This is a genomic window from Pantoea sp. CFSAN033090, assembly GCF_001264395.1.
Lineage (GTDB): Bacteria > Pseudomonadota > Gammaproteobacteria > Enterobacterales > Enterobacteriaceae > Pantoea > Pantoea agglomerans.
Map to the genome: position 1 here is coordinate 327972 of NZ_LGYX01000007.1, position 25583 is coordinate 353554.

The 25583-nt window shown below is 58.0% G+C and carries 27 protein-coding genes; 12 read left to right on the top strand and 15 right to left on the bottom strand.

Features of this window, described 5'->3' with window-relative positions; translation table 11 throughout:
- Positions 1 to 28 precede the first annotated feature (28 nt).
- From fes to AFL22_RS08315, 3 genes are all read left to right on the top strand, one after another.
- Entirely contained in the window at positions 29 to 1234 is a 1206-nt protein-coding gene (fes, locus tag AFL22_RS08305) for an enterochelin esterase (RefSeq protein WP_072123862.1), read from the top strand.
- Between the two features lie 99 nt (positions 1235 to 1333).
- Positions 1334 to 1552, top strand: coding sequence for an MbtH family protein (locus tag AFL22_RS08310; protein WP_029519500.1), 219 nt, complete (start codon positions 1334 to 1336; stop codon positions 1550 to 1552).
- Entirely contained in the window at positions 1545 to 5474 is a 3930-nt protein-coding gene (locus tag AFL22_RS08315) for an enterobactin synthase subunit F (RefSeq protein WP_052271173.1), read from the top strand. Before AFL22_RS08310 ends, AFL22_RS08315 begins: the two co-directional genes overlap by 8 nt.
- Positions 5475 to 5517: 43 nt before the next feature.
- Here AFL22_RS08315 and AFL22_RS08320 read toward each other — a convergent pair whose 3' ends face one another.
- Genes AFL22_RS08320 through fepD form a run of 3 tightly spaced genes read right to left on the bottom strand, consistent with a single transcriptional unit; the run spans position 5518 to position 8272 of the window.
- On the bottom strand, positions 5518 to 6309 hold the full coding sequence (locus AFL22_RS08320; RefSeq protein WP_033759634.1) for an ATP-binding cassette domain-containing protein: 792 nt from the start codon (positions 6307 to 6309) through the stop codon (positions 5518 to 5520).
- The gene (gene fepG / locus AFL22_RS08325) at positions 6306 to 7286 is read right to left on the bottom strand and encodes an iron-enterobactin ABC transporter permease (protein WP_052271174.1); all 981 of its coding nucleotides are present in this window, start codon (positions 7284 to 7286) and stop codon (positions 6306 to 6308) included. Before fepG ends, AFL22_RS08320 begins: the two co-directional genes overlap by 4 nt.
- A complete protein-coding gene (fepD, locus tag AFL22_RS08330) occupies positions 7283 to 8272 on the bottom strand; it encodes a Fe(3+)-siderophore ABC transporter permease (RefSeq protein WP_072123864.1) in 990 nt (329 codons plus the stop codon). The genes fepG and fepD overlap by 4 nt, the downstream gene beginning before the upstream one ends.
- Positions 8273 to 8417: 145 nt before the next feature.
- Between fepD and entS the strand changes: the two genes are divergently transcribed.
- Positions 8418 to 9662, top strand: coding sequence for an enterobactin transporter EntS (gene entS / locus AFL22_RS08335; RefSeq protein ID WP_052271176.1), 1245 nt, complete (start codon positions 8418 to 8420; stop codon positions 9660 to 9662).
- Here entS and fepB read toward each other — a convergent pair.
- Entirely contained in the window at positions 9657 to 10625 is a 969-nt protein-coding gene (fepB, locus tag AFL22_RS08340) for a Fe2+-enterobactin ABC transporter substrate-binding protein (RefSeq protein ID WP_022625271.1), read from the bottom strand. The two genes, entS and fepB, sit on opposite strands and share 6 nt — an antisense overlap.
- A 177-nt stretch (positions 10626 to 10802) precedes the next feature.
- Between fepB and AFL22_RS08345 the strand changes: the two genes are divergently transcribed.
- The 5 genes from AFL22_RS08345 to AFL22_RS08365 are packed head-to-tail and all read left to right on the top strand — an operon-like array spanning position 10803 to position 15658.
- A complete protein-coding gene (locus tag AFL22_RS08345; RefSeq protein WP_033780460.1) occupies positions 10803 to 11981 on the top strand; it encodes an isochorismate synthase in 1179 nt (392 codons plus the stop codon).
- A 10-nt stretch (positions 11982 to 11991) separates the two neighbouring features.
- On the top strand, positions 11992 to 13608 hold the full coding sequence (locus AFL22_RS08350) for a (2,3-dihydroxybenzoyl)adenylate synthase (RefSeq protein WP_052271177.1): 1617 nt from the start codon (positions 11992 to 11994) through the stop codon (positions 13606 to 13608).
- 18 nt (positions 13609 to 13626) lie between these two features.
- Positions 13627 to 14481: an isochorismatase gene (locus AFL22_RS08355; protein WP_052271178.1), complete on the top strand. Its 855-nt coding sequence runs from the start codon at positions 13627 to 13629 to the stop codon at positions 14479 to 14481.
- Positions 14478 to 15236, top strand: coding sequence for a 2,3-dihydro-2,3-dihydroxybenzoate dehydrogenase (dhbA, locus tag AFL22_RS08360; RefSeq protein WP_022625267.1), 759 nt, complete (start codon positions 14478 to 14480; stop codon positions 15234 to 15236). The genes AFL22_RS08355 and dhbA overlap by 4 nt, the downstream gene beginning before the upstream one ends.
- A gap of 2 nt (positions 15237 to 15238) precedes the next feature.
- A complete protein-coding gene (locus tag AFL22_RS08365; protein ID WP_029519501.1) occupies positions 15239 to 15658 on the top strand; it encodes a hotdog fold thioesterase in 420 nt (139 codons plus the stop codon).
- 72 nt (positions 15659 to 15730) lie between these two features.
- On the opposite strand, the gene cgtA is transcribed toward AFL22_RS08365, so the two are convergent.
- The 3 genes from cgtA to rplU form a co-directional block, all read right to left on the bottom strand.
- The gene (cgtA, locus tag AFL22_RS08370; protein ID WP_003851092.1) at positions 15731 to 16903 is read right to left on the bottom strand and encodes an Obg family GTPase CgtA; all 1173 of its coding nucleotides are present in this window, start codon (positions 16901 to 16903) and stop codon (positions 15731 to 15733) included.
- A gap of 242 nt (positions 16904 to 17145) precedes the next feature.
- Positions 17146 to 17403, bottom strand: coding sequence for a 50S ribosomal protein L27 (gene rpmA, locus AFL22_RS08375; protein WP_003851093.1), 258 nt, complete (start codon positions 17401 to 17403; stop codon positions 17146 to 17148).
- Between the two features lie 15 nt (positions 17404 to 17418).
- Positions 17419 to 17730 (bottom strand): 50S ribosomal protein L21, encoded by a 312-nt coding sequence (rplU, locus tag AFL22_RS08380; RefSeq protein WP_008925416.1) that lies wholly within the window; start codon positions 17728 to 17730, stop codon positions 17419 to 17421.
- Between the two features lie 257 nt (positions 17731 to 17987).
- Here rplU and ispB point away from each other — a divergent pair, with 257 nt between their 5' ends.
- Both ispB and AFL22_RS08390 read left to right on the top strand, forming a co-directional pair.
- Positions 17988 to 18959 (top strand): octaprenyl diphosphate synthase, encoded by a 972-nt coding sequence (gene ispB, locus AFL22_RS08385; RefSeq protein WP_031592018.1) that lies wholly within the window; start codon positions 17988 to 17990, stop codon positions 18957 to 18959.
- A 238-nt stretch (positions 18960 to 19197) separates the two neighbouring features.
- On the top strand, positions 19198 to 19482 hold the full coding sequence (locus AFL22_RS08390) for a helix-turn-helix transcriptional regulator (protein WP_022625265.1): 285 nt from the start codon (positions 19198 to 19200) through the stop codon (positions 19480 to 19482).
- Between the two features lie 73 nt (positions 19483 to 19555).
- Here AFL22_RS08390 and murA read toward each other — a convergent pair whose 3' ends face one another.
- The 8 genes from murA to AFL22_RS23995 all read right to left on the bottom strand — a co-directional run bounded on the left by murA (position 19556) and on the right by AFL22_RS23995 (position 24590).
- Positions 19556 to 20815, bottom strand: a complete 1260-nt coding sequence (gene murA / locus AFL22_RS08395; RefSeq protein ID WP_010251868.1) for a UDP-N-acetylglucosamine 1-carboxyvinyltransferase — start codon at positions 20813 to 20815, stop codon at positions 19556 to 19558.
- 66 nt (positions 20816 to 20881) lie between these two features.
- A complete protein-coding gene (gene ibaG, locus AFL22_RS08400) occupies positions 20882 to 21139 on the bottom strand; it encodes a BolA family iron metabolism protein IbaG (protein WP_010251880.1) in 258 nt (85 codons plus the stop codon).
- A gap of 113 nt (positions 21140 to 21252) precedes the next feature.
- Positions 21253 to 21558, bottom strand: coding sequence for a lipid asymmetry maintenance protein MlaB (gene mlaB, locus AFL22_RS08405; protein WP_010251883.1), 306 nt, complete (start codon positions 21556 to 21558; stop codon positions 21253 to 21255).
- Complete coding sequence (gene mlaC, locus AFL22_RS08410; protein WP_010251887.1) at positions 21558 to 22193, bottom strand: phospholipid-binding protein MlaC; 636 nt, start codon at positions 22191 to 22193, stop codon at positions 21558 to 21560. Before mlaC ends, mlaB begins: the two co-directional genes overlap by 1 nt.
- Before the next feature lie 15 nt (positions 22194 to 22208).
- Entirely contained in the window at positions 22209 to 22754 is a 546-nt protein-coding gene (gene mlaD, locus AFL22_RS08415; RefSeq protein ID WP_010251890.1) for an outer membrane lipid asymmetry maintenance protein MlaD, read from the bottom strand.
- A 4-nt stretch (positions 22755 to 22758) separates the two neighbouring features.
- Positions 22759 to 23541: a lipid asymmetry maintenance ABC transporter permease subunit MlaE gene (gene mlaE, locus AFL22_RS08420; RefSeq protein WP_010251894.1), complete on the bottom strand. Its 783-nt coding sequence runs from the start codon at positions 23539 to 23541 to the stop codon at positions 22759 to 22761.
- A 4-nt stretch (positions 23542 to 23545) separates the two neighbouring features.
- Positions 23546 to 24361: a phospholipid ABC transporter ATP-binding protein MlaF gene (mlaF, locus tag AFL22_RS08425; RefSeq protein WP_010251897.1), complete on the bottom strand. Its 816-nt coding sequence runs from the start codon at positions 24359 to 24361 to the stop codon at positions 23546 to 23548.
- Positions 24333 to 24590 carry a hypothetical protein gene (locus AFL22_RS23995; protein WP_124889623.1) on the bottom strand — a complete coding sequence of 86 codons (258 nt, stop codon included), beginning with the start codon at positions 24588 to 24590 and terminating at the stop codon, positions 24333 to 24335. The genes mlaF and AFL22_RS23995 overlap by 29 nt, the downstream gene beginning before the upstream one ends.
- Here AFL22_RS23995 and AFL22_RS08430 point away from each other — a divergent pair.
- Positions 24589 to 25569: a calcium/sodium antiporter gene (locus AFL22_RS08430; protein ID WP_010251901.1), complete on the top strand. Its 981-nt coding sequence runs from the start codon at positions 24589 to 24591 to the stop codon at positions 25567 to 25569. The two genes, AFL22_RS23995 and AFL22_RS08430, sit on opposite strands and share 2 nt — an antisense overlap.
- The last annotated feature ends 14 nt before the right edge of the window (positions 25570 to 25583 follow it).

The following is a 25583-nucleotide window of genomic DNA, read 5'->3' on the forward strand; positions in this document are numbered from 1 at the left end:
CATGACCCTAATCAAGGGTGATCGAAAGATGGCGCGTATGACGTGGTTAAGTGAAGAAACCGGCAGTGAACGCTGGTGGCAACAGCAGCAGCAACGGGGCATTCCTCTGATTGAAGCTGGCGAAAAGGGAACCTGTCAGGTCACCTTTTTCTGGCGCGATCCCCAGGGTGACACGCAGCACTCCGATACCCGGCGCGTCTGGATCAATATTACCGGCGTAACCGATCATCATCATTCAGCGGTCCCCTCCTCATTAACGCCTGTTCCCGATACCGATGTCTGGTGGTGGCAAACCGCCCTGCCCGCTGACTGGCGCGGCAGCTACTGCCTGATTCCTGATAGTCAGGAAGAGACTTTTACCGGGCAGGCCGATATGCAGGCAGTGCGCCAGTGGTGGAGTCAGAAATTCCCGCAGGCGCAAAGCGACCCGCTGAATCCTTTGCGAAGCTGGGCGGGTGGACGGGGAATGAGGGTCTCGCCACTGCACCTGCCACACGCGCCGGATCAGCAGGTGTGGCGTGCGGTTGATGAGGGCCGTGCCGCCGATATTCCGCTGCAACACTATTTGTGGCGCAGCGAACGGCTGGGAAACCAGCGTCAGATCTGGATCTCTGTCACCGGAGACGCCAGTGCAGGCGATCGTCCGCTGGTACTGCTGCTGGATGGTCAGTTCTGGGCACAGAACATGCCGGTTGCCGGCCCGCTTCAGCAACTGACAGAGGCAGGCGAACTGCCCCCTGCGGTCTATGTCATGATCGACATCATCGACCGCGAGCACCGCACGCGTGAGCTGACCTGTAACCCTGACTTCTGGCTGGCGATTCAGCACGAGCTGTTGCCGCAGGTTCAGCGCTGGGCGCCGTTTCGTGCCGACAGCACGCTGGTAGCGGGACAGAGTTTTGGCGGCCTTTCTGCCGCTTACGCCACCCTGACCTGGCCGGAAACCTTTGCTGGGGCGATCAGCCTCTCCGGGTCGTTCTGGTGGCCCGCGCGCGGCGATCCCAATGGCTGGCTGCCACAGCAGTTACAACAGGGCTTACTGCAGGCCCCCCCTCGCCGCTTCTACCTGGAAGCGGGACGACGCGAACGGCTGATTCTGGCAGCAAACCAGCAGTTTCAGCACGATCTGACCGCTGCCGGACATCAGGTCAGCTATCACCCGGTCGAAGGTGGTCACGATGCGCTGTGCTGGCGCGGCGGACTGCTGGCAGGCCTTAAAGCCATATGGCAATAGCCCTAACCCGCTTATATTCCGCCTTCTGCGCGCCACTGAAAGATATCTATGCAGGACAGCGGCGTTAGCGCGCCCGGTGACTGCGGACAGGAGACCGACATGCAACAACTTAACCCTTTCGACGATCCGCAACAGGATTGTCAGGTGCTGAAGAACGATCAGCAGCAGTACAGTTTATGGCCCGCCTTTTGTGCGGTTCCGGCAGGATGGCAGCCGGTGTTTGGCCCCGGGCCACAGGCTGACTGTCTGAGCTGGCTGAATGAAAACTGGCACGATATCCGTCCGGTTATGACGCAGGACAGAGGCGAAAATGTCTGAGATCACCCTCAACCCGCAGACAGAACAAAAAACGCTGCCGCTGGTGGCCGCTCAGCCCGGAATCTGGATCGCTGACCAGCTATCGCCCTATTCCAATGCTTACGCCGTGGCGCATTTTGTCGAACTGCGCGGTGCGCTGAACAGCGCGCTGTTATCACGGGCCATAATTGCTGGCATGCAGGAAGCAGACACACTGAATATGGCCTTTGGCGAGCTGGAGGGTGAACCGCTACAGTGGCCTGAACCCCAGGCTTTCCGCGAGCCTGAGGTGATCGATCTGCGCGACGCCGCCGATCCGGAGGCCGCAGCACGTGCGCTGATGCAGCAGGATATGACCGGCGATCTGCGGGTGCTGAGCGGCGCGCCGCTCTACCATCACAGCCTGTTTCGGCTGGATGAGGATCACTGGTACTGGTATCAGCGATATCATCATCTGGTGGTCGATGGTTTTAGTTTCACCGCCCTGACCCGCCGTATCGCCAATCTCTACAGCGCCTGGCAGCGCGGCGACACGCCGGAGCCGAGCCCGTTTGTGCCGTTCAGCGACGTCGTTGATGAATATCAGCGTTATCAGCAATCTTCGGGCTGGCAGCGCGATCGCCAGTTCTGGCTGGAGAAAGGGGCGCAGTTACCTGCGCCCGCCTCGTTGTCCGCTCTGCCGCTGGCCGGTCAGAGCGCCAGTACCGACCTGCTGCGCCATACGTTTGCCGTGGATCGCGACACGTTTCAGGCTTTGCTGACGCACACCGGGCAGCAAAACCTCAGCGCCGCAGATACCGCCTTTGCGCTGGTGGCGTTATGGCTGGCGCGCCTCACCGGCCAGCATGCGTTCGCCGCCGGTTTCATCTTGATGCGCCGCATCGGCTCGGCCGCGCTCTGCGCCACCGGTCCGGTGATTAACGTGCTGCCATTGGCGGTGCATTACGATCCGGCACAGCCGCTCACGGCACTGGCCGGGCGTCTGGCGGGCGAAGTCAAAAAGATGCGTCGTCATCAGCGTTACGACGCTGAACAGGTGCAGCGCGATCTGGGTCGCTCCGGCGACAGCGATCCGCTCTATGGGCCGGTAATCAACCTGAAGATGTTTGATTACCAGCTCGATTTCGCTGGCATCAAAGGCATAACCCATCAGCTGGCGTCAGGACCGGTACGCGATCTGGAGATTGCTATCTACCTCAGCGAACAGGGCGACCTGACGCTGGAGTTACTGGCTAATGCACAGCGCTACAGTGAGACAACGCTAAAGCAACACGCCAGCCGCTTTGGCCTGCTGCTTCAGCAGCTTGCCGTCCGGCCAGCCAGTGCCTGTGGCGAGCTGGACATGCTGATGCCGGAAGAGCATCAGCAGCTCGCGGCGATCAACCAGACTGCCGTAATGCTGCCCGCAGAAACTCTGAGCAGCCTGCTGCTCCGTCAGGCACAGCGTTCGCCGCGCGCTCCGGCACTGGCAGATGAGGGGCATCAGCTTGACTATCAACAGATGCAGCAGCAGGTCGCCGCGCTGGGGCAACAGTTGATTGCGCAGGGAGTGACGCCGGGTGATATCGTCGCCGTAGCGCTGCCGCGTTCGGTCTTTTTATCGCTGGCGCTGCAGGCGATCGTCAGCGTGGGGGCAACCTGGCTGCCGCTCGATACCGGCTACCCGGACGATCGGTTACAGATGATGCTGGAAGATGCCGCGCCGAAAACGCTGATCACCTGTCGTGAACTGGCCGAGCGGCTGGCGGCACTCTCACCCGTCGCGCCGCTGTTTTACGACGCGCTGTTAACACCCGTGGATAGCGTGCTGATGCAGGCCCCGCGTCCACAGGATGGCGCATACATCATCTATACCTCCGGCTCGACCGGCCGGCCAAAAGGGGTGCTGGTCAGTCATGAGGCGATCGTCAACCGTCTGTTATGGATGCAGGATCGCTATCCGCTCGGCAGCGATGATGTGGTGTTGCAGAAAACCCCGAGCAGCTTTGATGTTTCGGTATGGGAGTTCTTCTGGCCGCTCATCGTCGGCGCACGGCTGGTGATGGCTCCGCCCGACGCTCATCGCGACCCGGACGCGCTGCAGCAGCTGTTTGCCCGCTACCGCGTGACCACCACCCATTTTGTTCCGTCGATGCTGGCTGCTTTTATTGCCTCGCTGCAGGAAGGTGACGCGATAGCGCGCTGCGCCACCCTGCGCCGGGTTTTCTGTAGCGGCGAAGCGCTGCCCGCAGAGTTATCGCGCCAGTGGCAGGCGCTGACCCGGGTGCCCTTGCATAATCTTTATGGCCCGACCGAAGCGGCGGTTGATGTCAGCTACTATCCGGCCTTTGGCCCGGAGCTGGCGGCCGTCGAAGGGGCCAGCGTGCCGATTGGCTTCCCGGTCTGGAACACCGGCTTACTGATTCTGGATGCGCGTCTGCAGCCGGTGCCACCGGGCGTGGCTGGCGATCTCTATCTGACCGGCGTGCAGCTGGCGCATGGCTATCTTGATCGTCCCGACCTCACCGCCAGCCGGTTTGTCGCCGATCCGTGGGGACACGGCTCCCGGATGTACCGCACTGGTGATGTGGCGCGCTGGCTGCCGGATGGTGCGGTGGAGTATCTGGGCCGCAGCGACGATCAGCTTAAAATTCGCGGACAGCGTATTGAGCTGAACGAGATCGACCACGCCATGGCTGCGCTACCTGGCATTGAGCAGGCCGTCACATATGCGGTGGTGCTGGGGAGCAATAGCGATCAGCAGGGCGATGCCCGCCAGCTGGTCGGCTATGTGGTGGCTGATGGCTCGATCGATACCGACGCAATGCGTCAGACTCTGGCCACACAGTTACCGGCGCATATGGTGCCGGTGGCGATTGTTCAGCTGGCGGCGTTACCGCTCAGCAGCAACGGTAAACTGGATCGCAAAGCGCTGCCGCTGCCGCAAACGCAGGCAGCGCTGGCTGGTCGCGCGCCGCATCCCGGACTCGAAACGACACTGGCACAGGCGTTTGCCAGGCTGCTGGAGTGCGAACCGGTGAGCGCCCAGGATGATTTCTTCTCGCTGGGCGGTCACTCGCTGCTGGCGATGCGGCTGGCAGCACAGCTGCGCCGGACGCTGAATCAGCCTGTGTCGGTGGGCCAGATTATGGTGGCATCCACGGTAGAAAAGCTGGCGGCACTGCTCAGCAGCGAGCCCGCGGATGTGGCTCGCGCCGGATTTGAAGCGGTATTACCCTTGCGACACAGCACTGGCCCGACGCTGTTCTGCTTCCATCCCGCCTCCGGTTTTGCCTGGCAGTTCAGCGTATTGCAGCGCTATCTGGATGCACGCTGGTCGCTACTCGGCATTCAGTCACCCGACACCGCCAGCCCGCTGAACCAGGCGCAGCACCTTGACGCGGTGTGTGAGGCGCATCTGGCGACGGTGCGTCAGCAGCAGCCACAGGGGCCATACTATTTCCTGGGCTACTCGCTGGGTGGCACGCTGGCGCAGGGTATCGCCGCGCGGCTGGAGGCCGAAGGTGAAACCGTTGCCTTCCTCGGACTGCTGGATACCTGGCCGCCGGAGACGCAGAACTGGGATGAACGACGCGGTGAAAACGTGCTGGATCCGGCGGTGCTGGAAGAGGTTAATCGTGAGCGCGAGCAGTTTATCGCTGCGCAGCGGCAGCAGGCCGGTGAAGGAATGGAGGCACTGTTTACCACCATTGAAGCCAACTACGCCAGTTCGGTGCGCCTGCTGGCAACAGCGCGCAGTGCCCGTTTCACCGGACACGCAACCCTGTTCCTGGCGGAACAGACGCAGCAGCCCGGTCAGGATGCGCGCCGCGCCTGGGCGCCCTATGTCGGCGAGCTGACCATCTGGCCGCTGGACTGTGCGCACGTCGAGATCATCTCACCGCGCATGTTCGAACAGATTGGGCCACGACTGCAGCAGTGCCTGGCGTCGCTGAATCCCTGAACCGTTCTGACTTTGCGCTTTCTCCACCTGAAGAAAGCGCAGGTCAGCCTCTTCCCAGCGGCACAATCATCGGCGTACCGGCCACCGGATCGTTAATGATGATGCAGCGCAGGCCGTAGATCGCTTCTATCAGTTCCGGCGTGACGATCTCCGCCGGTTTCCCTTCGGCAATGATTTTCCCGTCTCGCATCGCAATCAGGTGGCTGGCATAGCGGCACGCCTGATTGAGATCGTGCAGCACCACCACCAGCGTACGGCCATGCTGCTGATTGAGATCCTGCATTAATTCCAGCAACTCAATCTGATGGGCGATGTCGAGCCAGGTCGTCGGTTCATCCAGCAGCAACAGTGGCGTCTGCTGAGCCAGCACCATCGCAATCCACACCCGCTGCCGCTGGCCGCCAGAGAGCGTATCAACCTGCTGCTGCGCCAAATCTGCCACGCCAGTAGCCTGCATTGCCTGCTGAACAGCCGTCTCATCTTCCTGTCGCCAGCGACCAAACAGCGACTGGTGCGGATAACGCCCGCGCGCGACCAGTTCGCTGACGCTGATGCCCGCTGGCGCATTCGAGCTTTGCGGTAGCAGCCCCAGCCGACGCGCCACCTCTTTGGTAGCGTAGTGAGCAATCGCATTGCCATCCAGCAGCACCTGGCCTTTCAGGGGCGAGACCAGGCGGCATAAGGTACGCAGCAGCGTCGACTTTCCGCAGGCGTTGGGGCCAATAATAACGGTCAGTTCACCGTCGGGGATCGCGACGGTGAGATTCTCCGCCACGATTTTTTTGTCATACCCCAGCGTCAGCGCGTCGCCCTGCAAACGTGTTTTCACTGTCATTGGCGTCGCGCCTCCCGTACCAGTAAAGCAATCAGATAGAGTCCGCCCAGGCTAACCGTGATGACGCCAACCGGCAGCTGATAAGGCAGGAAAAAGTGCTGCGCGGCGTAATCCGCGGCGGTTAACAGCAGCGCGCCGCACAAGGCAGCCAGCGGCAGCGCGCCTTTGATACCGCCACACAGCCGACGAGCAATCTGCGGTGCCAGCAGCGCAATAAAGGAGACAGGACCGACCAGCGCGGTAGAGGCGGCGGTGAGGATCACGCCCGTCAGCATCAGCAAAACGCGGCTGCGTTCAACCGGTACGCCCAGCGCGCAGGCGGTGTCGTCACCCATCTCCAGCAGACGCATGCGCCGGGCCAGCATGCTTGTCGCCAGCAGCGCCAGCAGCAGCACGATAATCACCGGCGTCGTTTTCGCCCAGGTAATGCCGTTGAGTGAACCGGCGCTCCAGAGCCCGGCGCTCAGTGCCGCCTCCAGTGAGGCGCTGATAATCAGCCAGCTGTTCAGCGCCATCAGCAGCGCCCGCACGCTGATGCCCACAATGATCAGACGAAAGGTCTCCACGCCGTTGCGCCAGCTGAACAGCCAGACCACGCCCGCCGTGAGCAGTCCGCCAAGCAGTGCCGCCAGCGTCATGCCCTCCATGTTTTGCTGGAACAGCACCAGTGCCACCAGGACGCCGCTGTAAGCGCCGGTATTGAAACCCAGAATATCGGGGCTGCCCAGCGGGTTGCGCAGCAGCGACTGAAAAATTGCCCCGCTGACGCCCAGTGCCGCACCAATCAGCAGCGCCATCATGACGCGCGGCAGTCGCCACTCCAGTACAATCAGCTGTATGTTACGCGCCGCCTCGCCGTTGATAAGGGCCCACAACTGGCTGGCGGAGATCGGTAAGGTGCCATGCGTAATGCTCAGAAAGGTCAGCACCCCGCAGGCCACCAGCAGCATCAGCGCATTAATCATCACCCGTTTCATAGCTGCCCTCTTCCCGACTTTCGGCGCACCAGCACAATCAGCATCGGCGCGCCCAGTATGGCCGTGACAATCGACACGCGCAGTTCGCCCGGTACCAGCAGCCGTCCCAGAATATCGGCGGCCAGCAGCAAACAGGGGGTGATAAGAAGGGTTCCGGGCAGCATCCAGCGATGATCGTTACCCAGCAGCCAGCGGGCCAGATGTGGCGTCATTAAGCCGACAAAAGCGATGGGGCCGACAGCGGCTGTCGCCGCCCCACTCAGCAGCGCAATAGCCAGTAATCCCACCAGCTGGGTACGCATCACCCGGGTACCCAGCGCGGTCGCCATATCACCGCCCATACTCAGGCTGTTGAGCGAACGCGCCAGCAGCAGCGCCAGCAGGCTACCGGCGACTACCCCCGGAAAGGTGGTGCGCAGAATGGCAAAATTGCGGATATCCAGCGAGCCACTGTGCCAGAAACGCAGATGATCGTAGATGTCAGGATTGAGTAGCGATAAACCAGAGGTTAACCCCTCCAGCACCGCGCCCAGCGCCACGCCTGCCAGCGTCAGACGCACCGGATTAACGCGGCCACCGCCCAGCGCACCGGTCAGCGCCACCAGCAGGGAGGCCAGCAGTGCGCCCGTAAAGGCAAAGCCAAGCCAGTCCGCGGGGGAGTCAGCGCCAGACAGGGCGATGCCCAGCACTACCGCAAAGCCTGCACCGGCGTTGATACCGAGAATGCCGGGATCGGCCAGCGGATTGCGCGTCAGGCTCTGCATCAGCGCGCCCGCCAGACCTAAACTGATCCCGGCCAGCAGACCCGCCAGGGTGCGCGGCAGTCGGGCATCGCGCACGATGACACAATCGACGCGGTTACAGTCGCTGAATAAGGCCTGCGTGACATCATGAAAGGGGATAGATTTGGCACCCAGCATCAGGCTGAGCGCGAGAAGCAACAACAGCAGCATCCCTGAACCTGCTATTGCACGAAGTTGACGCATAACGTTTAAACCTTCACCGATTCATTGAGATCGCAGCACGAGTCATTATGATAATGATACTTGTTATCGTTATTAGTGATTTTTTGTATGTTACCATGACTCCCGGACTCAATGATGAGGAAAATGGGTGCAAAAAAGCGACGTTATGAACAAACCCTCCCACTTTATCGATCTCAGCCTGCTGAGAACCCACCCCGCCTTTCGCGCCATTTTTATCGCCCGCTTTATCTCCATCGTCGCCCTCGGCATGCTGGCGGTGGCGGTACCGGTTCAGATTCAGCAGCTAACGCAGTCGCCGCTGCTGGTGGGTCTGGCGGTGACGCTGGCCGGTGCCGGCATGTTTATCGGCCTGCTGACCGGCGGCGTGCTGGCGGATCGCTATGAGCGCCGACGTCTGATCCTGTTTGCCCGATCCACCTGTGGCCTGGGCTTTGTCGCCTTATGCATCAATGCCCTGCTCCCTTCGCCGTCGGTGATCGCCGTCTTTGTGCTGGGACTGTGGGATGGTTTTTTCGGCGCGATAGGCGTCACCGCGCTGCTGGCGGCGACGCCGGCGCTGGTCGGGCGTGAAAATCTGATGAAAGCAGGTGCGATCACCATGCTGACGGTGCGATTTGGCGCGATTCTTTCTCCCGCCATTGCCGGACTGGTCATCGCGCAGGGCGGTGTGGCGTGGAACTACGGACTGGCGGCGTTCGGCACGTTGCTGACGGTGCTAACCCTGCTGCGGTTGCCGCGGCTGGCGCCACCGCCGCAGCCGCGTGAACATCCGCTGAAAGCACTGGCCAGCGGCGTGCAATTCCTGTTTGCCAGCCCGATTGTTGGCATGGCGGCGCTGGTCGGCGCGCTGGTGACGTTAGCCAGTGCGGTGCGCGTGCTCTATCCGGCGCTGGCGCCACACTGGCAGGTCGGTGTGACGGAGTTAGGGCTGATGTATGCCGCCGTTCCGCTGGGTGCTGCCACAGGTGCGCTCACCAGCGGACGGCTGGCACAGTCACCGCAGCCGGGCCGCCTGATTCTGGCGAGTGCTATTGCTGCTTTCGTCGCGCTGGCTCTGTTCAGCCTGATGCCGTGGTTCAGCGCGAGTCTGGTCTGCCTTGCGGCCTTTGGCTATTTCAGTGCCATCAACAGCCTGGTGCAGTACGCGCTGATCCAGACGCTGACGCCTGATGCGCTGCTCGGCAGGATCAACAGCCTCTGGACAGCGCAGAATGTCACCGGCGATGCGATAGGTGCAGCGATGATTGGCGCGATGGGTTCACTGCTGTTGCCGCAGCAGGCGGCCAGCCTGTCTGGTCTGGCAGCCACCGTGCTGGGCATCATCATGTGGCTGCTGATGGCGCGTCTGCGTCGCTATCAACCGCCTGCACCGGCGGAAACGGGATCATGATTTAACGAACAGCGTCTCCAGCCGCGTCAGCAAATTGCTGGCGCTGTAGTAGTCGAGCCGGAAGCTATCCAGCCCCAGCGCATAGACCGCTTTTGCGCGCACAGCTGGGGTCTGCGCCAGGAAAGGGTTGCTCATCACCTGTGCGGCGGTGGGCTCTTCAGCGGCAAACAGCAGATATGATTGACCATTAAGGCCTGCCGCCAGATTTTCTCCTGACAGTTGCAGGATATCTTTACGCTGTCCCATGCTGTGACCAGACTGAAGAGTGGCCGGCGGCGTCGCCAGAGTGAAGCCCAGTTGCTGCAGTAATTTCCCCTGCGCCGACGCATCCGTCCACAGATTGACTGCCCGGCCATCCCCGTTCCACACCATCGCTGAAACCGGCTGCGGCGGCAGGGTCAGCTTCGCTTTCAGAGCCTTTTCTCGCGCATCAAACTCAGCTTTCCGGGCGGCAGCTTCCGCTTCATGCCCGGTCGCCTCACCCAGCAACGTCACCAGTTGCTGCCAGCTTTTATCGTCGTAATTCACCACCAGCACCGGCGCAATCGCCGCAAGCTGATCGACCAGTTTTATTGCCGAATCATTCCCGGTGGCGCTGACCACAATCAGGTCTGGCGCTTCAGCAGCAATCGCTTCTGCACTGGGCTCACCAATGTAGAGACGTTTTACGCCGCGCTGTTTGGCCACTTCGCCCCACTGACGGAAGAATCCCTGCTTATCAGCCAGCCGACTGCCGGGTGCGGTTGCGCCACTGGCGACGACCGGCGCATCAATCGCCAGCAGCGAGCCGGTCAGGGTCACGCTGGTCGAGACAATGCGCATCGGTGCCTGGGTCAGCGTGATATTGCCTGTTGCCCCGGCGACAGTTCGCGGCCAGCCGGTCTGGGCAGCAGCGGTAACACTGAACAGGCTGATGCTCAGGAAAAACAGCGCTATCGCCGATGTGACACCATGTTTACTCATAGATTTTCGTCCACTTTTACCCGGAAAAAGAGAGAGACCATTTGTGCTGATTTAACCGGCCATACCAGCTGAATCGCCGCGTAATTATTGACACTTTCGGCTAATCAACGTAGGTTACTGGCCCACAATACAAATGATAATCATTATTAGTTATCTTATCATTTATAGGTGGAAATTATGGTGGAATCGCTGGCGTTTGAACATCCCTTGTTGCAGGATTTCCCGGCACTCTGCCGTGGCTTTCTGTTTACCTCTCCCTGGCAAAGCCTGACCACACAGGGCTGTTTTACTACCCTTACCGCGCCGGTAAGGCAGGGTGAGCAGCTGACAGGGGAGTTTCAGCAGCAACTACAGCACCATTTTGCTTCAGCCAGAAAACAGGGCATTGCCCATCCCATTCTGGTGGGTGCAATCCCCTTCGACGTGGATCAGCCCGCTGCGCTGTTTATCCCTGAGTCGTATCAGACCTTTAACCGTGACGATCTCAACGCCAGTGCCTCTCACGCTGAGGCTGAACTGCCGCAGGTACGTCGCCGCACGGCGGTGCCGGACCATGACATTTTCATCGACATGGTTGCGCAGGCAGTGGCGGCTACGCAGCGCGGCGATCTGGATAAAGTGGTGTTGTCGCGGCTGATGGATATCGTGGCGGAACAGCCGGTTGATACGGCCGCCCTGATGCAGCGCATCGTGGCGCAGAACCCTAACAGCTATCACTTTCATCTGCCGCTGCCCGATGGTGGCGCGCTGGTTGGCGCCAGCCCGGAACTGATGATTCGTAAGCAGGGCCGCCAGTTCAGCTCCTGTCCGCTGGCCGGTTCAGCGCCGCGTCATCGCGATCCGCAGCGTGACCAGGCCTCTGGCGACAGCCTGATGCACTCAGCAAAAGATCGTCATGAGCATAAGCTGGTCACGGATGCGATGCGTGCGACGCTGCAGCCGCGCAGCCGCCTGCTGTCGGTCCCTGAGACACCTTCACTGCTGACCACCGCAACATTGTGGCATCTCGCTACGCAGATTCAGGGTGACGTGCTGGACGATCGCGAAAATGCGCTGTCACTGGCCTGTCTGCTGCATCCGACACCGGCCCTCAGCGGCTTCCCGCATCAGCGTGCTCAGGCGCTGATTCAGCGACTGGAGCCATTTGAACGTCAGCTGTTTGGCGGCATCGTCGGCTGGTGTGACGATCAGGGCAATGGCGAATGGGTCGTCACCATTCGTTGCGGTACGGTGAATGGCCCGCGGGTGCGGCTGTTTGCGGGCGCAGGCATCGTAGCGGACTCACAACCTGAATCAGAATGGCGTGAAACCGGCGTCAAACTCGACACCATGCTTCGCGCTTTTGGACTGCAATAAAGGAACCTGTATGACGATTTCCTACAGCCGCTGGCCGGACGATCTGGCCGCACGTTACCGTGAAAAAGGCTACTGGCTCGATCTGCCGATGACCGATATCCTGGAACGTCATCGCGACAGCGAGAGCGTGGCGGTGATTGATGGCGAACGACAATTTACCTATCGCCAGCTGGCGGCGCTGAGTGACAACCTGGCCGCGGCATTGCAGCGTCGCGGCCTGAAGTCAGGCGATACGGCGCTGGTGCAGCTTGGCAACGTGGCGGAATTTTACCTGACGCTGTTTGCCCTGTTCAAAATCGGCGTTGCCCCGGTTAACGCCCTGTTCAGCCATCAGCGCACTGAACTGGCCGCCTATGCCAGTCAGATCTCGCCGAGCCTGTTAATTGCCGATCGCAGCCACGCACTGTTCGCCGATGATGCGTTTATTGCGCAACTTCGCCGCGATCAGCGTTCACTCCAACAGGTGATCCTGCGTAATGACGCTCAGACGGAAAACAGCCTCGACGCCCTGCTGGCTGAACCCGCGGGCAACTTCATCGCAACCCCGACCGCAGGCGATGAAGTCGCCTTTTTCCAGCTGTCGGGTGGCAGTACCGGTACACCGAAACTGATCCCACGTACCCATAATGATTACTACTACAGCATCCGTGAGAGTGACGTTATCTGCGATGTTACCGCCGACACCCGCTACCTGATCGCCCTGCCCGCCGCGCATAACTTCCCGATGAGTTCGCCGGGCGCGCTGGGCGTTTTTTACGCGGGCGGACAGGTGATCTTAGCCGCCGATCCCAGCGCAACGCTCTGCTTCCCGTTGATTGAAAAGCATCAGGTCACCGATACCGGCCTGGTTCCGCCCGCCGCCAGTCTCTGGTTGCAGGCGATTCAGGAATGGGGCAGCAATGCCGCGCTGGCCTCGCTGCAACGCATTCAGGTCGGTGGCGCAAAGCTGGGTGAAACGCTGGCCGCGCGCATCCAGAACGAGATCGGCTGCACACTGCAGCAGGTATTTGGTATGGCGGAAGGTCTGGTGAACTACACCCGACTGGATGACGATGAGCAGACCATTCTCACCACGCAGGGACGCCCGATCTCCCCGGATGACGAGGTGTGGGTCGCCGACGATCAGGGTAATCCATTGCCAGCAGGCTCCATCGGTCGCCTGATGACGCGTGGTCCTTATACCTTCCGCGGCTACTACAACAGCCCGGAACATAACGCCGCCAGCTTCGATGACCAGGGCTTTTACTGCTCTGGCGATCTGATTGAGATCACGCCTGCTGGCAACATCATCGTGCAGGGCCGGGAGAAAGATCAGATCAACCGGGGCGGCGAAAAGATCGCAGCCGAAGAGATCGAAAACCTGCTGCAGCGCCATGCGGATGTGATCCACGCTGCACTGGTCTCCATGAGCGACGAGTTGATGGGTGAAAAGAGCTGTGCCTTTATCGTCACCCGTCAGCCGGTTAAACCGGTGGCGCTGCGTCGTCACCTGCGTGAACTTGGCGTGGCAGAATTTAAGCTGCCCGACCGTATTACCTGCGTAGATGCCCTGCCGCTGACCGCGGTCGGAAAGGTGGACAAAAAACGTCTGCGCCAACAACTTGCCGATCAACAAGCGCAAGCCTGATCTGTCCGGAGATTTTCAATGGCTATTCCACAACTGACCTCTTATCCGCTGCCAGCCGCCACCGAGTTGCCCAACAACAAAGTGAAATGGATGCTGGAGCCGGACCGTGCCGCCCTGCTGATCCACGATATGCAGCGCTATTTTCTCAACTTCTGGGGCGAAAATAGCCCGCTGGTTGAGCAGGTAGTCGACAATATTGCCCGCCTGCGTCGCTACTGCAAAGCGCAGGGTATTCCGGTGTTTTACACCGCTCAGCCAAACGCGCAGAGCGATGAAGATCGTGCGCTGCTCAACGACATGTGGGGACCGGGCCTGAATAAACATCCCGATCAGCAGAAGATCGTGGATGCGCTGGCACCGGATGAGGACGATCAGGTCCTGACCAAATGGCGCTACAGTGCATTTCACCGCTCGCCGCTGGAGTCGATCCTGCAGGAGATGGGCCGCGATCAGCTGATTATCACCGGCGTCTATGCCCATATTGGCTGCCTGACCACCGCCACCGATGCGTTTATGCGCAATATTCAGCCGTTTATGGTGGCCGATGCGCTGGCTGACTTCAGCCGTGAGGAACATATGATGGCGCTGACCTACACCGCGGGCCGTAGCGGAAAAGTGGTGATGACCGCCGATCTGATGCCTGTGCCACTCAGCAAAGATGATTTGCGCGCGTTGATCCTGCCGCTGCTGGAAGATGATGAGGTGCCGGAAGATGATGAAAACCTGATTGATTACGGTCTGGACTCAGTACGCGTGATGGCGCTGGCGGCACGCTGGCGTCAGGTACATCGTGATATCGATTTCGTCAGCCTGGCGAAAAATCCGAGCATTGATGGCTGGTGGGCGCTGCTGACGCGGGAGCCGGCGAAATGAGCCACACATTCGACTTCAGCGGTAAAATCGTCTGGGTAACCGGTGCCGGCCAGGGCATCGGCTATCATACTGCGTTAGCCTTTCATCAGGCTGGCGCACAGGTTGAGGCCTTTGATCAACGTTTTAAGGGCCATGATTATCCGTTTCCCTGCCACACGATGGATGTAGCCGATCCGGCTCAGGTCAAAACGATCTGCCAGCGCGTATTGGCCGTGCAACCGCGCATTGATGTGCTGGTCAACGCAGCCGGTATCTTACGGATTGGTGCCACCGATGAGCTGTCGTTTGCCGACTGGCAGGCGTGTCTTAACGTCAATGCGGGCGGCGCGTTTAATCTGTTCCAGCAGACATTGCCACGCTTTCGCGAACAGCGCGCCGGTGCCATCGTCACCGTCGCGTCTAATTCGGCTCACGCCCCGCGTATCGGCATGTCCGCTTATGGTGCTTCAAAAGCGGCGCTGCGCAGTCTCTGTCAGACCGTGGGTCTGGAGATGGCGCCCTATGGCGTGCGCTGCAACATCGTTTCACCGGGTTCCACCGACACCGATATGCAGCGCAGCCTGTGGCACACACCGACGGGTGAGCAGGAGATGATTGCCGGCTTCCCGGATCAGTTCAAGCTGGGTATCCCGCTGGGTAAGATCGCGCAGCCGCAGGAAATTGCAGCCACCGTACTGTTTCTCGCGTCGGATCTTGCCAGCCATGTGACGCTGCAGGATATTGTGGTTGATGGTGGCGCAACCCTGGGAGCCTGATAATGACAGCGATCTGGAAGCGATCCATTGATCTTCCCGCCCTGAATGCGCTGGGTGAGAACTCTCTGGTGGCCCATCTGGGTATCGTTTTTACCCTGATAGGTGATGATTATCTGGAAGCGACGATGCCGGTCGATGCCCGTACGCAACAGCCGTTCGGGCTGCTGCATGGCGGTGCGTCCGTGGTGCTGGCGGAGTCGATGGGCTCAATTGCCGGATATCTGGCGGTTGAGGAAGGCAGCAGCGTGGTTGGCGTAGAAGTGAATGCCAGCCATCATCGTGCGGTTTCTGCCGGTCTGGTGCGGGGAATTTGCCGTCCACTGCATCTGGGTAAACGCAGTCAGAGCTGGCAGATTGAGATTCGGAACGGTCGGGATCAGCTGTGCTGCAGTGCGCGACTGAGTGTGGCGGTGATGAGCTAGCTGCAGAAAGAACAATGCCCCCTTTCAGGCCTGAAAGGGGGCATTGCATATCACGCTGTAGCAGGCGATCGGTTAACGCTGATAGATAATTTCAACGCCTTCGTCGTCTTCATCATCCCAGTCGTCATCCCACTCTTCATCTTCCACTTCAACCGTGTTTTCAATGGTTTCTTTGTGGTAATCGTCCCACATGAACTCCACTTTCTCCGGCTGCTTCTCTTCAAGCTCCGCTTCTTTCGGGTTAGCGTTGATGAAGCTCATCACGTCCCAGCAGAGTTCGTTGACACCGGTACGGCTTGCGGCAGAAATCAGGTAATACTTATCTTCCCAGCCCAGTGCTTCAGCCACCGCTTTAGCCCGTGACTGCGCCTCTTCTTCACTGATCAGATCAATTTTGTTGAAGACCAGCCAGCGTGGCTTGTTGAACAGCTTCTCGCTGTACTTTTCCAGCTCGCCGAGAATGATGCGGGCATTTTCAACCGGATCGCTTTCATCAATGGGGTCGATGTCGATCAGGTGCAGCAACACGCGGCAGCGCTCAAGGTGCTTCAGGAAGCGAATGCCGAGGCCTGCGCCATCGGCTGCGCCTTCAATCAGGCCAGGGATATCGGCCACGACGAAGCTCTGCTCGCTGTCCATACGAACCACGCCCAGGCTCGGCACCAGCGTGGTAAACGGATAGTCCGCCACTTTTGGCTTCGCTGCCGATACGGCACGGATAAAGGTCGATTTACCGGCATTCGGTAAGCCCAGCATCCCGACATCTGCCAGCAGCATCAGCTCCAGCTGCAGATCGCGCTTTTCACCTGGGGTACCCATGGTTTTCTGGCGCGGACTGCGGTTTACAGATGATTTAAAGCGGGTGTTACCCAGGCCATGCCAGCCGCCTTTGCCGACCATCAGTTTCTGGCCGTGACGCGTCATGTCGCCCAGTGTCTCGCCGGTACCCTGATCGATAACCCGGGTGCCGACCGGCACTTTAACTTCGATATCTTTACCGCGTTTGCCAGTACAGTCGCGGCTCTGGCCGTTCTGCCCACGCTCGGCGCGGAAAGATTTTTCGAAACGATAATCGATAAGGGTGTTGAGGTTTTCATCAGCGATCAGATAAACGTCACCGCCGTCACCGCCATCACCCCCATCAGGGCCGCCTCTCGGGATATATTTTTCGCGGCGGAAGCTTACGCAACCATTACCGCCATCACCGGCGACGACCAAAATTGTCGCTTCATCTACAAACTTCATTTTCTATCTCCGTCACACAATCGCCTGCAGCACTCTGCAGACGGGTCCGCCAGGGTCTTCTGCGCTGACCAGCGGCGGATAAATCAGGATTGGCTTTCGCCAGTGCGTACATAAAGTGTACAGCAAACTTTTGTGATGCGTCGCTTTTACCGCAACAGACCGCAGAATGTAAAAAGCCCCGCAGGAGCTGCGGGGCCTTCAATTCGTGCGTTCAGACGTTAAACGTCTGCGTCACGACAACCTTACTCAGCAACGATGCTGATGTATTTACGGTTGTTCGGACCTTTAACTTCGAACTGTACTTTACCGTCTGCGGTAGCAAACAGGGTGTGGTCACGACCACAACCTACATTGGTACCGGCGTGGAATTTGGTGCCACGCTGACGAACGATGATGCTACCTGCCAGAACAGATTCGCCACCGAAACGTTTTACACCCAGACGTTTTGCATTGGAGTCACGACCATTTCGAGTCGAACCACCAGCCTTTTTATGTGCCATTTGTCAGATCTCCTCTTATGCCGTGATACCAGTGATTTTCACATCAGTGAACCACTGGCGATGGCCTGCTTGCTTACGGTAGTGCTTACGACGACGAAACTTAACGATCTTAATTTTCTCGCCACGACCGTGAGCAACAACTTCTGCCTTGATCATTCCGCCTGAAACCAGTGGCGCGCCGATTTTCACGTCTTCGCCATTAGCAATCATCAGAACCTGGTCAAACTCAATCGTTTCACCGGTTGCGATGTCCAGCTTTTCCAGGCGAACGGTCTGACCTTCGCTTACTCGGTGTTGTTTACCACCACTTTGGAAAACCGCGTACATATAAAACTCCGCTTCTGCGCTTGCCTTTTAGTTCATCAGGCGGCGCGCTAAATATTCACAATAGGGCGCGAATTCTACGCAAAACTCCAGAAGAAGACAAGAGCACTTTGCACACTCTTGCAGAAAAAAAACACAGGCTGAATGCAACCGTTTCTCAGGCAGAAAATTCAAGTACAATCAGTAACAGATTACCTGAACGCTGGCTGGGTAAAAGCACTTACCATGGCAGAGATAACGAGTCATAGCTGAAAAGACGAATGAACTTAGAACAGATTAATGAATTAACCGCACAGGATATGGCTGCCGTTAACCAGACCATCCTCGACCAGCTGAATTCAGATGTCTCGCTCATCAACCAGTTGGGCTACTACATCATCAGTGGTGGGGGCAAGCGTATCCGTCCCATGATTGCCGTGCTATCCGCACGTGCCATGGGCTACAAGGGCGATCTGCACGTGACCAATGCGGCGCTGATCGAATTTATCCACACCGCCACGCTGCTGCATGACGATGTCGTGGATGAATCCGATATGCGTCGTGGCAAAGCGACCGCGAACGCGGCGTTTGGCAATGCGGCAAGCGTGCTGGTCGGTGATTTTATTTACACCCGCGCCTTCCAGATGATGACCAGCATGGGTTCGCTGCGTATCCTGGCGCTGATGTCAGAAGCGGTAAACGTGATTGCTGAGGGCGAAGTCCTGCAGCTGATGAACGTCAACGATCCCGACATCACCGAAGAGAGTTACATGCGCGTGATTTACAGCAAGACCGCGCGTCTGTTTGAAGCGGCCTCGCAGGCCTCGGCGATACTGGCTGAAGCCACACCTGAAGAGGAAAAAGCGCTACAGGATTATGGGCGCTATCTGGGCACCGCTTTCCAGTTAATTGACGACTTACTGGATTACAGTGCTGACGGCGAGACGCTGGGCAAAAATACCGGCGACGATCTGAGTGAAGGCAAACCCACGCTGCCACTGCTGCATGCTATGCAGCACGGCTCACCTGAGCAGGCGAAGATGATCCGTGAAGCCATTGAGCAGGGAAATGGCCGCCATCTGCTGGAACCGGTACTGGAAGCGATGAATCAGTGTGGTTCACTCGAATGGACGCGCAGCCGCGCCGAACAGGAAGCGGATAAAGCCATTGACGCCTTGCGCATTCTGCCCGAATCGCCGTGGCGCAGTGCGCTGGAGTCGCTGGCGCACATGTCAGTTCAGCGCGATTTCTGATCCCTCACGGAGCCTGACAGGCTCCGTTTTTACGTCCCTGCTCTCACTTCTTTTTGTTATCTCTTAGCTGTTGCACTCCTTTTGCATGCCACCCCACAGATCAGATGCTGGATCCAAATATTACTGGAAACTAATGGGAACTATTTGCTATAAAAACACCAATCTTTCCAGATAAGGGTAAAAAGGAAAGCTCACGTCCTGCTGGACGACGCAATGACAGGGAAAAGGAGAACAGGATATGCAAAAAAGGATGGAAGACTGGCACCCGGCTGACATTATCGCGGCGCTGCATAAGCGTGGAATGACACTCGCGGCGCTGTCACGCGCAGCAGGTCTCAGTTCATCAACGCTGGCTAATGCGCTCACGCGTCCATGGCCCAAAGGCGAATGGTTGATCGCTGACGCGATCAAGGTTCATCCTTGTGAGATCTGGCCCAGCCGCTATTACGATCCCGAGACCCACTGCCTGCTGGATCGCAGAAAACGTATCCGGGCGCCTGTCGATCATTCCGATACCGCCTGAAAACTCAGGCGATCCTCAGGCGAAAAAAAACCAGCCCCCAAAGGGGGCTGGCTCTTTCAGAGCATCTGCGGGATTACTCTTCGCTGACGCGCTCGATGTTTGCGCCCATGGCTTTCAGCTTATCTTCGATGTGCTCATAGCCACGATCGATGTGATAAATGCGATCAACAAACGTCGTTCCTTCCGCAATACAACCGGCCAGAACCAGGCTGGCAGACGCACGCAAATCGGTCGCCATCACCTGCGCACCTGACAGGGTTTCAACCCCATGACAGATCGCCGTGTTGCTCTCAATCTCAGCATGTCCGCCCATACGAATCAGTTCCGGGATATGCATGAAACGGTTTTCGAAGATGGTTTCGGTAATCACGCCCGTGCCTTCCGCAACCATGTTTAGCAGTGTGAACTGCGCCTGCATATCGGTCGGGAAACCTGGATGCGGTGCAGTGCGCACGTTGACCGCTTTTGGCCGCTTGCCGTGCATATCCAGACTGATCCAGTCTTCACCGGTTTCGATATCGGCACCCGCATCACGCAGCTTGGCCAGCACAGCATCCAGCGTATCCGGCTGGGTTTTGTGACACATCACTTTGCCACCCGAAATGGCCGCAGCCACCAGGAAGGTACCGGTTTCGATACGATCCGGCAGGACACGATAAACACCGCCACCCAGACGCTCTACGCCTTCGATGGTGATTTTATCGCTGCCTGCACCACTGATTCTGGCGCCCAGGGTGTTAAGGAAGTTGGCGGTATCGACAATTTCCGGCTCACGCGCCGCATTCTCAATCACGGTGGTACCGGTCGCCAGCGTCGCAGCACTCATGATGGTCACGGTCGCGCCGACGCTGATTTTGTCCATGACAATCAGTGCGCCCTTCAGGCGGCCATTGACTGACGCTTTCACGTAGCCCTCTTCCAGTTTGATCTCGGCACCCAGCTGTTCAAGACCGGTGATGTGCAGATCAACCGGACGCGCGCCGATAGCGCAGCCACCCGGCAGGGAAACCTGACCCTGACCAAAACGCGCCACCAGGGGGCCCAGCGCCCAGATTGAGGCACGCATAGTTTTGACCAGATCGTAAGGCGCACAAAATACATCTACCGCGCTGGCATCGACATGCACAGAACCGTTGCGTTCCACCTTCGCACCCAGCTGGCTCAGCAGCTTCATGGTGGTATCAATGTCGCGCAGCTTTGGCACATTCTGGATCTCGACCGGCTCTTCAGCCAGCAGCGCAGCAAACAGAATAGGAAGCGCGGCGTTCTTTGCCCCGGAAATGGTTACTTCACCACTTAAGCGGGTGGGGCCTTGCACACGAAATTTGTCCATTAACACGGCTCTCAATTAACTAGCTAAAGATTGGACTCGCCAGCGACGAGTTCACCACGCTGGGGATCAGAAACCGTTGAGTTTACGGTCACGCGCCCATTCAGCGGGAGTATAGGTTTTGATAGAGACAGCATGAATGCGGTTATCCGCGATAAATTCCATCAGCGGCGCGTAGACAGCCTGCTGCTTTTTCACGCGGCTCAGTTCGCCAAACAGTTCGCCTACGGCGATCACCTGAAAATGGCTGCCATCATTGCTCATCACATGCACTTCGTCTAAAGGCAATGCTGCCATCAGCACGGCCTGAATTTCACTGTTTTCCATTGGGCTTAACTTCACTTAATAATAATAAGGCTGACATAGTAGAGGAAAGCGGCTGACTCTTAAATACGCAAAAGCCCCTGTTGAAAACAGGGGCTTAGCATAACAACCGGATATCAGGCGCTTTTATCCGCAGAAACAATAATCTGTTGCAGATTGTAAAGCGTTATCAGCGAATGCAGTTTGTCGCTGATGCCCGTAAAGCGAGGGGTAATACCCTGTGCCCGCGCGATTTCCCGCAGATGCACCAGCAGGGCAAGCCCGGAAGAGTCCACACGCTCCAGCGCCGCGACGTCGATGGTATCGACATCTTTAATCAGCGTTTCACGTTGCTGCCACAGGCTCATCAGCGTGTCGCGATCCAGTTCGCCTTTCAGTAATAGCGTGCTGGCTTCCCGCTCCCAGCGTAACGATTCGTGCATTATTGTTGTTTATCCAGCGTGATTGGCTGTGCCGCAGAAGATTTCAGCTGCGCCGTCAGACCATCGATACCTTTGGTACGTAACAGATCGCTCCACTCATTTTGTTTGGTGGTGATCATGCTGACGCCTTCAGCGATCATGTCATACGCCTGCCAGTTACCGCTCTGGCTGTTTTTACGCCACTGGAAGTCGAGGCGAACCGGTGGACGGCCATTTGGATCGATAATGGAAACGCGAATAGCGACAATCTGGGCATCGCCTAACGGCTGCTCAGGCTGAATCTGGTAGCTCTGTCCGTTGTACAGTGCCAGTGCCTGACCATAAGCCTGCGCCAGATAGTCACCAAAGGCGCTGAAGTAGGCTTCACGCTGAGCGGGCGTCGAATCACGATAGTAGCGGCCCAGCACTAACGCGCCCGCATATTTGATCTGCACATAGGGCAGCAGCTCCTGACGCACAATCTGACGCAGGTAGTTAGGGTCCTGCTTGATTTTCGGCTGCTCGTTTTTCAGACGGGTGAACGTCTTTTGCGCCGCTTCATTCATCAGTTTGTAGGGGTTGCTCTGATCGGCTGCGGTTGCCGTCAGCGGTACCGCAACCACCAGCATGGCAATCATCAGTAAACGTTTAAACATGGTATACCCTCTTCTTTAAGGTTGAGCCGGTGCCGCAGGCGCAGCACTGTCGCCTTCCTGCGCATCCTTGTTTTCACTGTTTTGTTTATTATCGCCGCTCTTATAAAGGAACTGACCGATCAGGTCTTCGAGCACCATGGCGGATTTCGTATCGCGCAGCGTATCGCCATCTTTCAGCATCGCTGAACCCAGTTCAGGATCGTCAAATCCTAAGTTGAGTGCCAGGAATTGCTCACCCAGCAGTCCCTGAGTGCGAACCGCCAGCGAGCTGGTGTCTGAAATTTTATTCGCATACTGATCGCTGATGTCCATGGTGACACGCGGCAGCAGCGTTTTCGGCTCTAACTCAATATCGGTCACCCGGCCAATCACCACCCCACCAATCTTGACCGGTGAACTGGCTTTGAGACCACCAATATTGTCAAAGGTGGCGTAGAGCTTCCACGTCGGCTCGGTGCCCATTGACTTTAAATCGGCGACGCGCAGCGCGAGAAACAGCGCCGCCAGCAACGCCATAATCATAAATATGCCAACCCATATTTCGCTTTTTTTGCTTTGCATTGCATCAATTCCCAAACATCAGTGCTGTCAGCACAAAATCCAATCCGAGCACCGCCAGTGACGCGTGCACCACAGTGCGCGTCGTCGCGCGACTGATCCCTTCAGAGGTTGGAATCGCATCATAGCCGTTAAACAGCGCAATCCACGTCACGGTAATGGCAAATACCGCACTTTTAATCAGGCAGTTAACCACATCGGCACGAAAATCGACGGCATTCTGCATCGCCGACCAGAAGAAACCGGGATCAATCCCTTTCCAGCTCACCCCGACCAGCGCCCCACCGGCAATCCCTACCGCGGTAAAAATCAGCGTCAGTAACGGCATACTGATAAAACCGGCCCAGAAGCGCGGCGAGACCACCCGGCGCAACGGGTCAACCGCCATCATCTCCATACTGGAGAGCTGTTCGGTGGCCTTCATCAGGCCGATTTCGGCGGTCAGCGCAGACCCTGCCCGTCCGGCGAACAGCAGCGCGGTCACAACCGGCCCCAGTTCGCGCAGCAATGACAGCGCCACCAGCATACCGAGGCTGGTTTCCGCGCCATAGGTGTTTAAGACCAGATAACCCTGAAGGCCAAGCACCATGCCGATAAACAGACCGGAAACCACGATGATCAGCAGCGACAGCACGCCGACGCTATAAAGTTGTTTAATCAGTAGCGGCGTGTGTCTGCGGAACGCTGGCTTGCCCACCAGCGCATGAAAGAGCATGAGTCCTGCGCGTCCAAAACTGGCGCACGTTTCAATTCCCTGACGTCCAAATGTCGCCAGCGCCTTCAACACCATCAGTTTAGTTACTCCCTGAGCCGGTTAAATCAGCGAGATAGTCGCCGGCAGGAAAACGGAAGGGAACCGGACCATCCGCATCGCCATCAATAAACTGGCGAACGCGCGGGTCATTGTTCGCTCGCAACTCCGGCGTGGTGCCGTGTGCGATAATTTTTTGTCCGGCCACGATATAGGCATAGTCCGCAATACTCAGTACTTCCGGTACGTCGTGCGAGACCACAATACAGGTCAGTCCCAGAGCATGGTTCAGTTCATCAATGAGTTTTACCAGCACACCCATCGTGATCGGATCCTGACCGACGAAAGGCTCATCAAACATGATCAGTTCCGGCTCCAGCGCGATAGCGCGCGCCAGTGCCACACGACGCGCCATTCCGCCCGACAGCTCCGCGGGCTTCAGCTGGGCCGCGCCACGCAGACCCACCGCTTCCAGCTTCATCAGCACTGTGCTGTGCAGCAGCGGAGGAGGCAGACGGGTATGTTCACGCAGCGGCCAGGCAACATTTTCATAGACCGTCAGGTCAGTAAACAGCGCGCCAGACTGGAACAGCATGCTCATTTTTTTGCGCGCTTCGTACAATTTAGTGCGAGACAGTGACGGAATGTTTTCACCACGGAAAAAGATTTCACCGCTGGTCGGCTGAAGTTGCCCCCCAATCAAGCGTAGCAGCGTGGTTTTTCCTATCCCCGACGGCCCCATTATCGCCGTCACTTTGCCTTTTGGCACGGTCAGCGAAATGTCATCGAAGATGGTGCGATCTCCGCGCGAAAAACTCACGCCACGAACCTCAACCAGATTCGATTGCTGCTGGATCATTATAACCTCTTGTAAGGATCGGGCGTAAACATGGGGTACGATGGTAGCCTGTTCGGTCCTGATTCACGATAGCTTTACAGAAACTTACCGCTAAGATTTGGCGAAAATGGTCATTAAATTTACTTTTGCCGTCCGGACGGTCAAAATCAGCGCCTGTCTCGCCAAACAGAACCTTAAACCGGTCGGGAAAGGCATTGCCGGCCTGGGTTTTTACGCAAGGATTTTTCATGTTCGTAGCTTCTGCACTGCTGATTATCGGTTTGCTTTTACTGGCATATGGTGCCGATCGTCTGGTGTTTAGCGCCTCTATACTGTGTCGATCATTTGGCATCCCGCCACTGATTATTGGCATGACCGTTGTCAGCATCGGCACCTCGCTGCCAGAGATGATCCTCTCCTTTTCCGCCGCGCAGCATGGCCAGATGGATCTTGCTGTTGGCACCGCGCTCGGCTCGAATATTACCAATATTTTACTCATCCTGGGTGCCGCTGCGCTTATGCACCCGCTCAGCGTCCATTCTAATCTGATACGCCGTGAACTGCCGTTAATGTTGCTGGTTACCCTGCTCAGCGGTTTCATGCTGTTTGACAATCAGCTTAGTCGACTGGATGGAATAGGCCTGATCGCCATTGCCGCGATTTATCTGATGGTGGTGATTCGCATTGCGCGTAAAGCAGAACGGGATAACAACGACACCCTGACCCGCGAGCAGCTGGCCGAGCTGCCACGCGAAGAGAGCGGAAATACGGTGGCCTTTCTCTGGCTGGCCGTCGCGCTGATTATCCTGCCGATGTCGACACGAATGGTGATCGACAATGCCACGGCGTTTGCCGACTATTTTGGCGTCAGCGAACTGGTGATGGGCCTGACGCTGATCGCCGTGGGCACCAGCCTGCCCGAGCTGGCAACGGTTATTGCCGGTGCGCTGAAAGGCGAAGATGATATCGCGATCGGCAATCTGATCGGCGCCAACATTTATAATATTGCCATTGTGCTGGGTCTGCCGGCGCTGATTCACCCTGGCAGTGTCGATTATCACGCCTTCGCCCGTGATTACTGGGTGATGCTGGGAGTCAGCGTGCTGTTTGCCCTGCTCTGCCTGCTACGTCGCCGCCGCGTTGGCCGTACGGCAGGCTTATTTTTACTCTGTGGTTTCTTCGTCTGGGTGACGCTGCTGTGGATGCAGCCGGCATTCATGGACGGCTAACAAGGACAGACTCA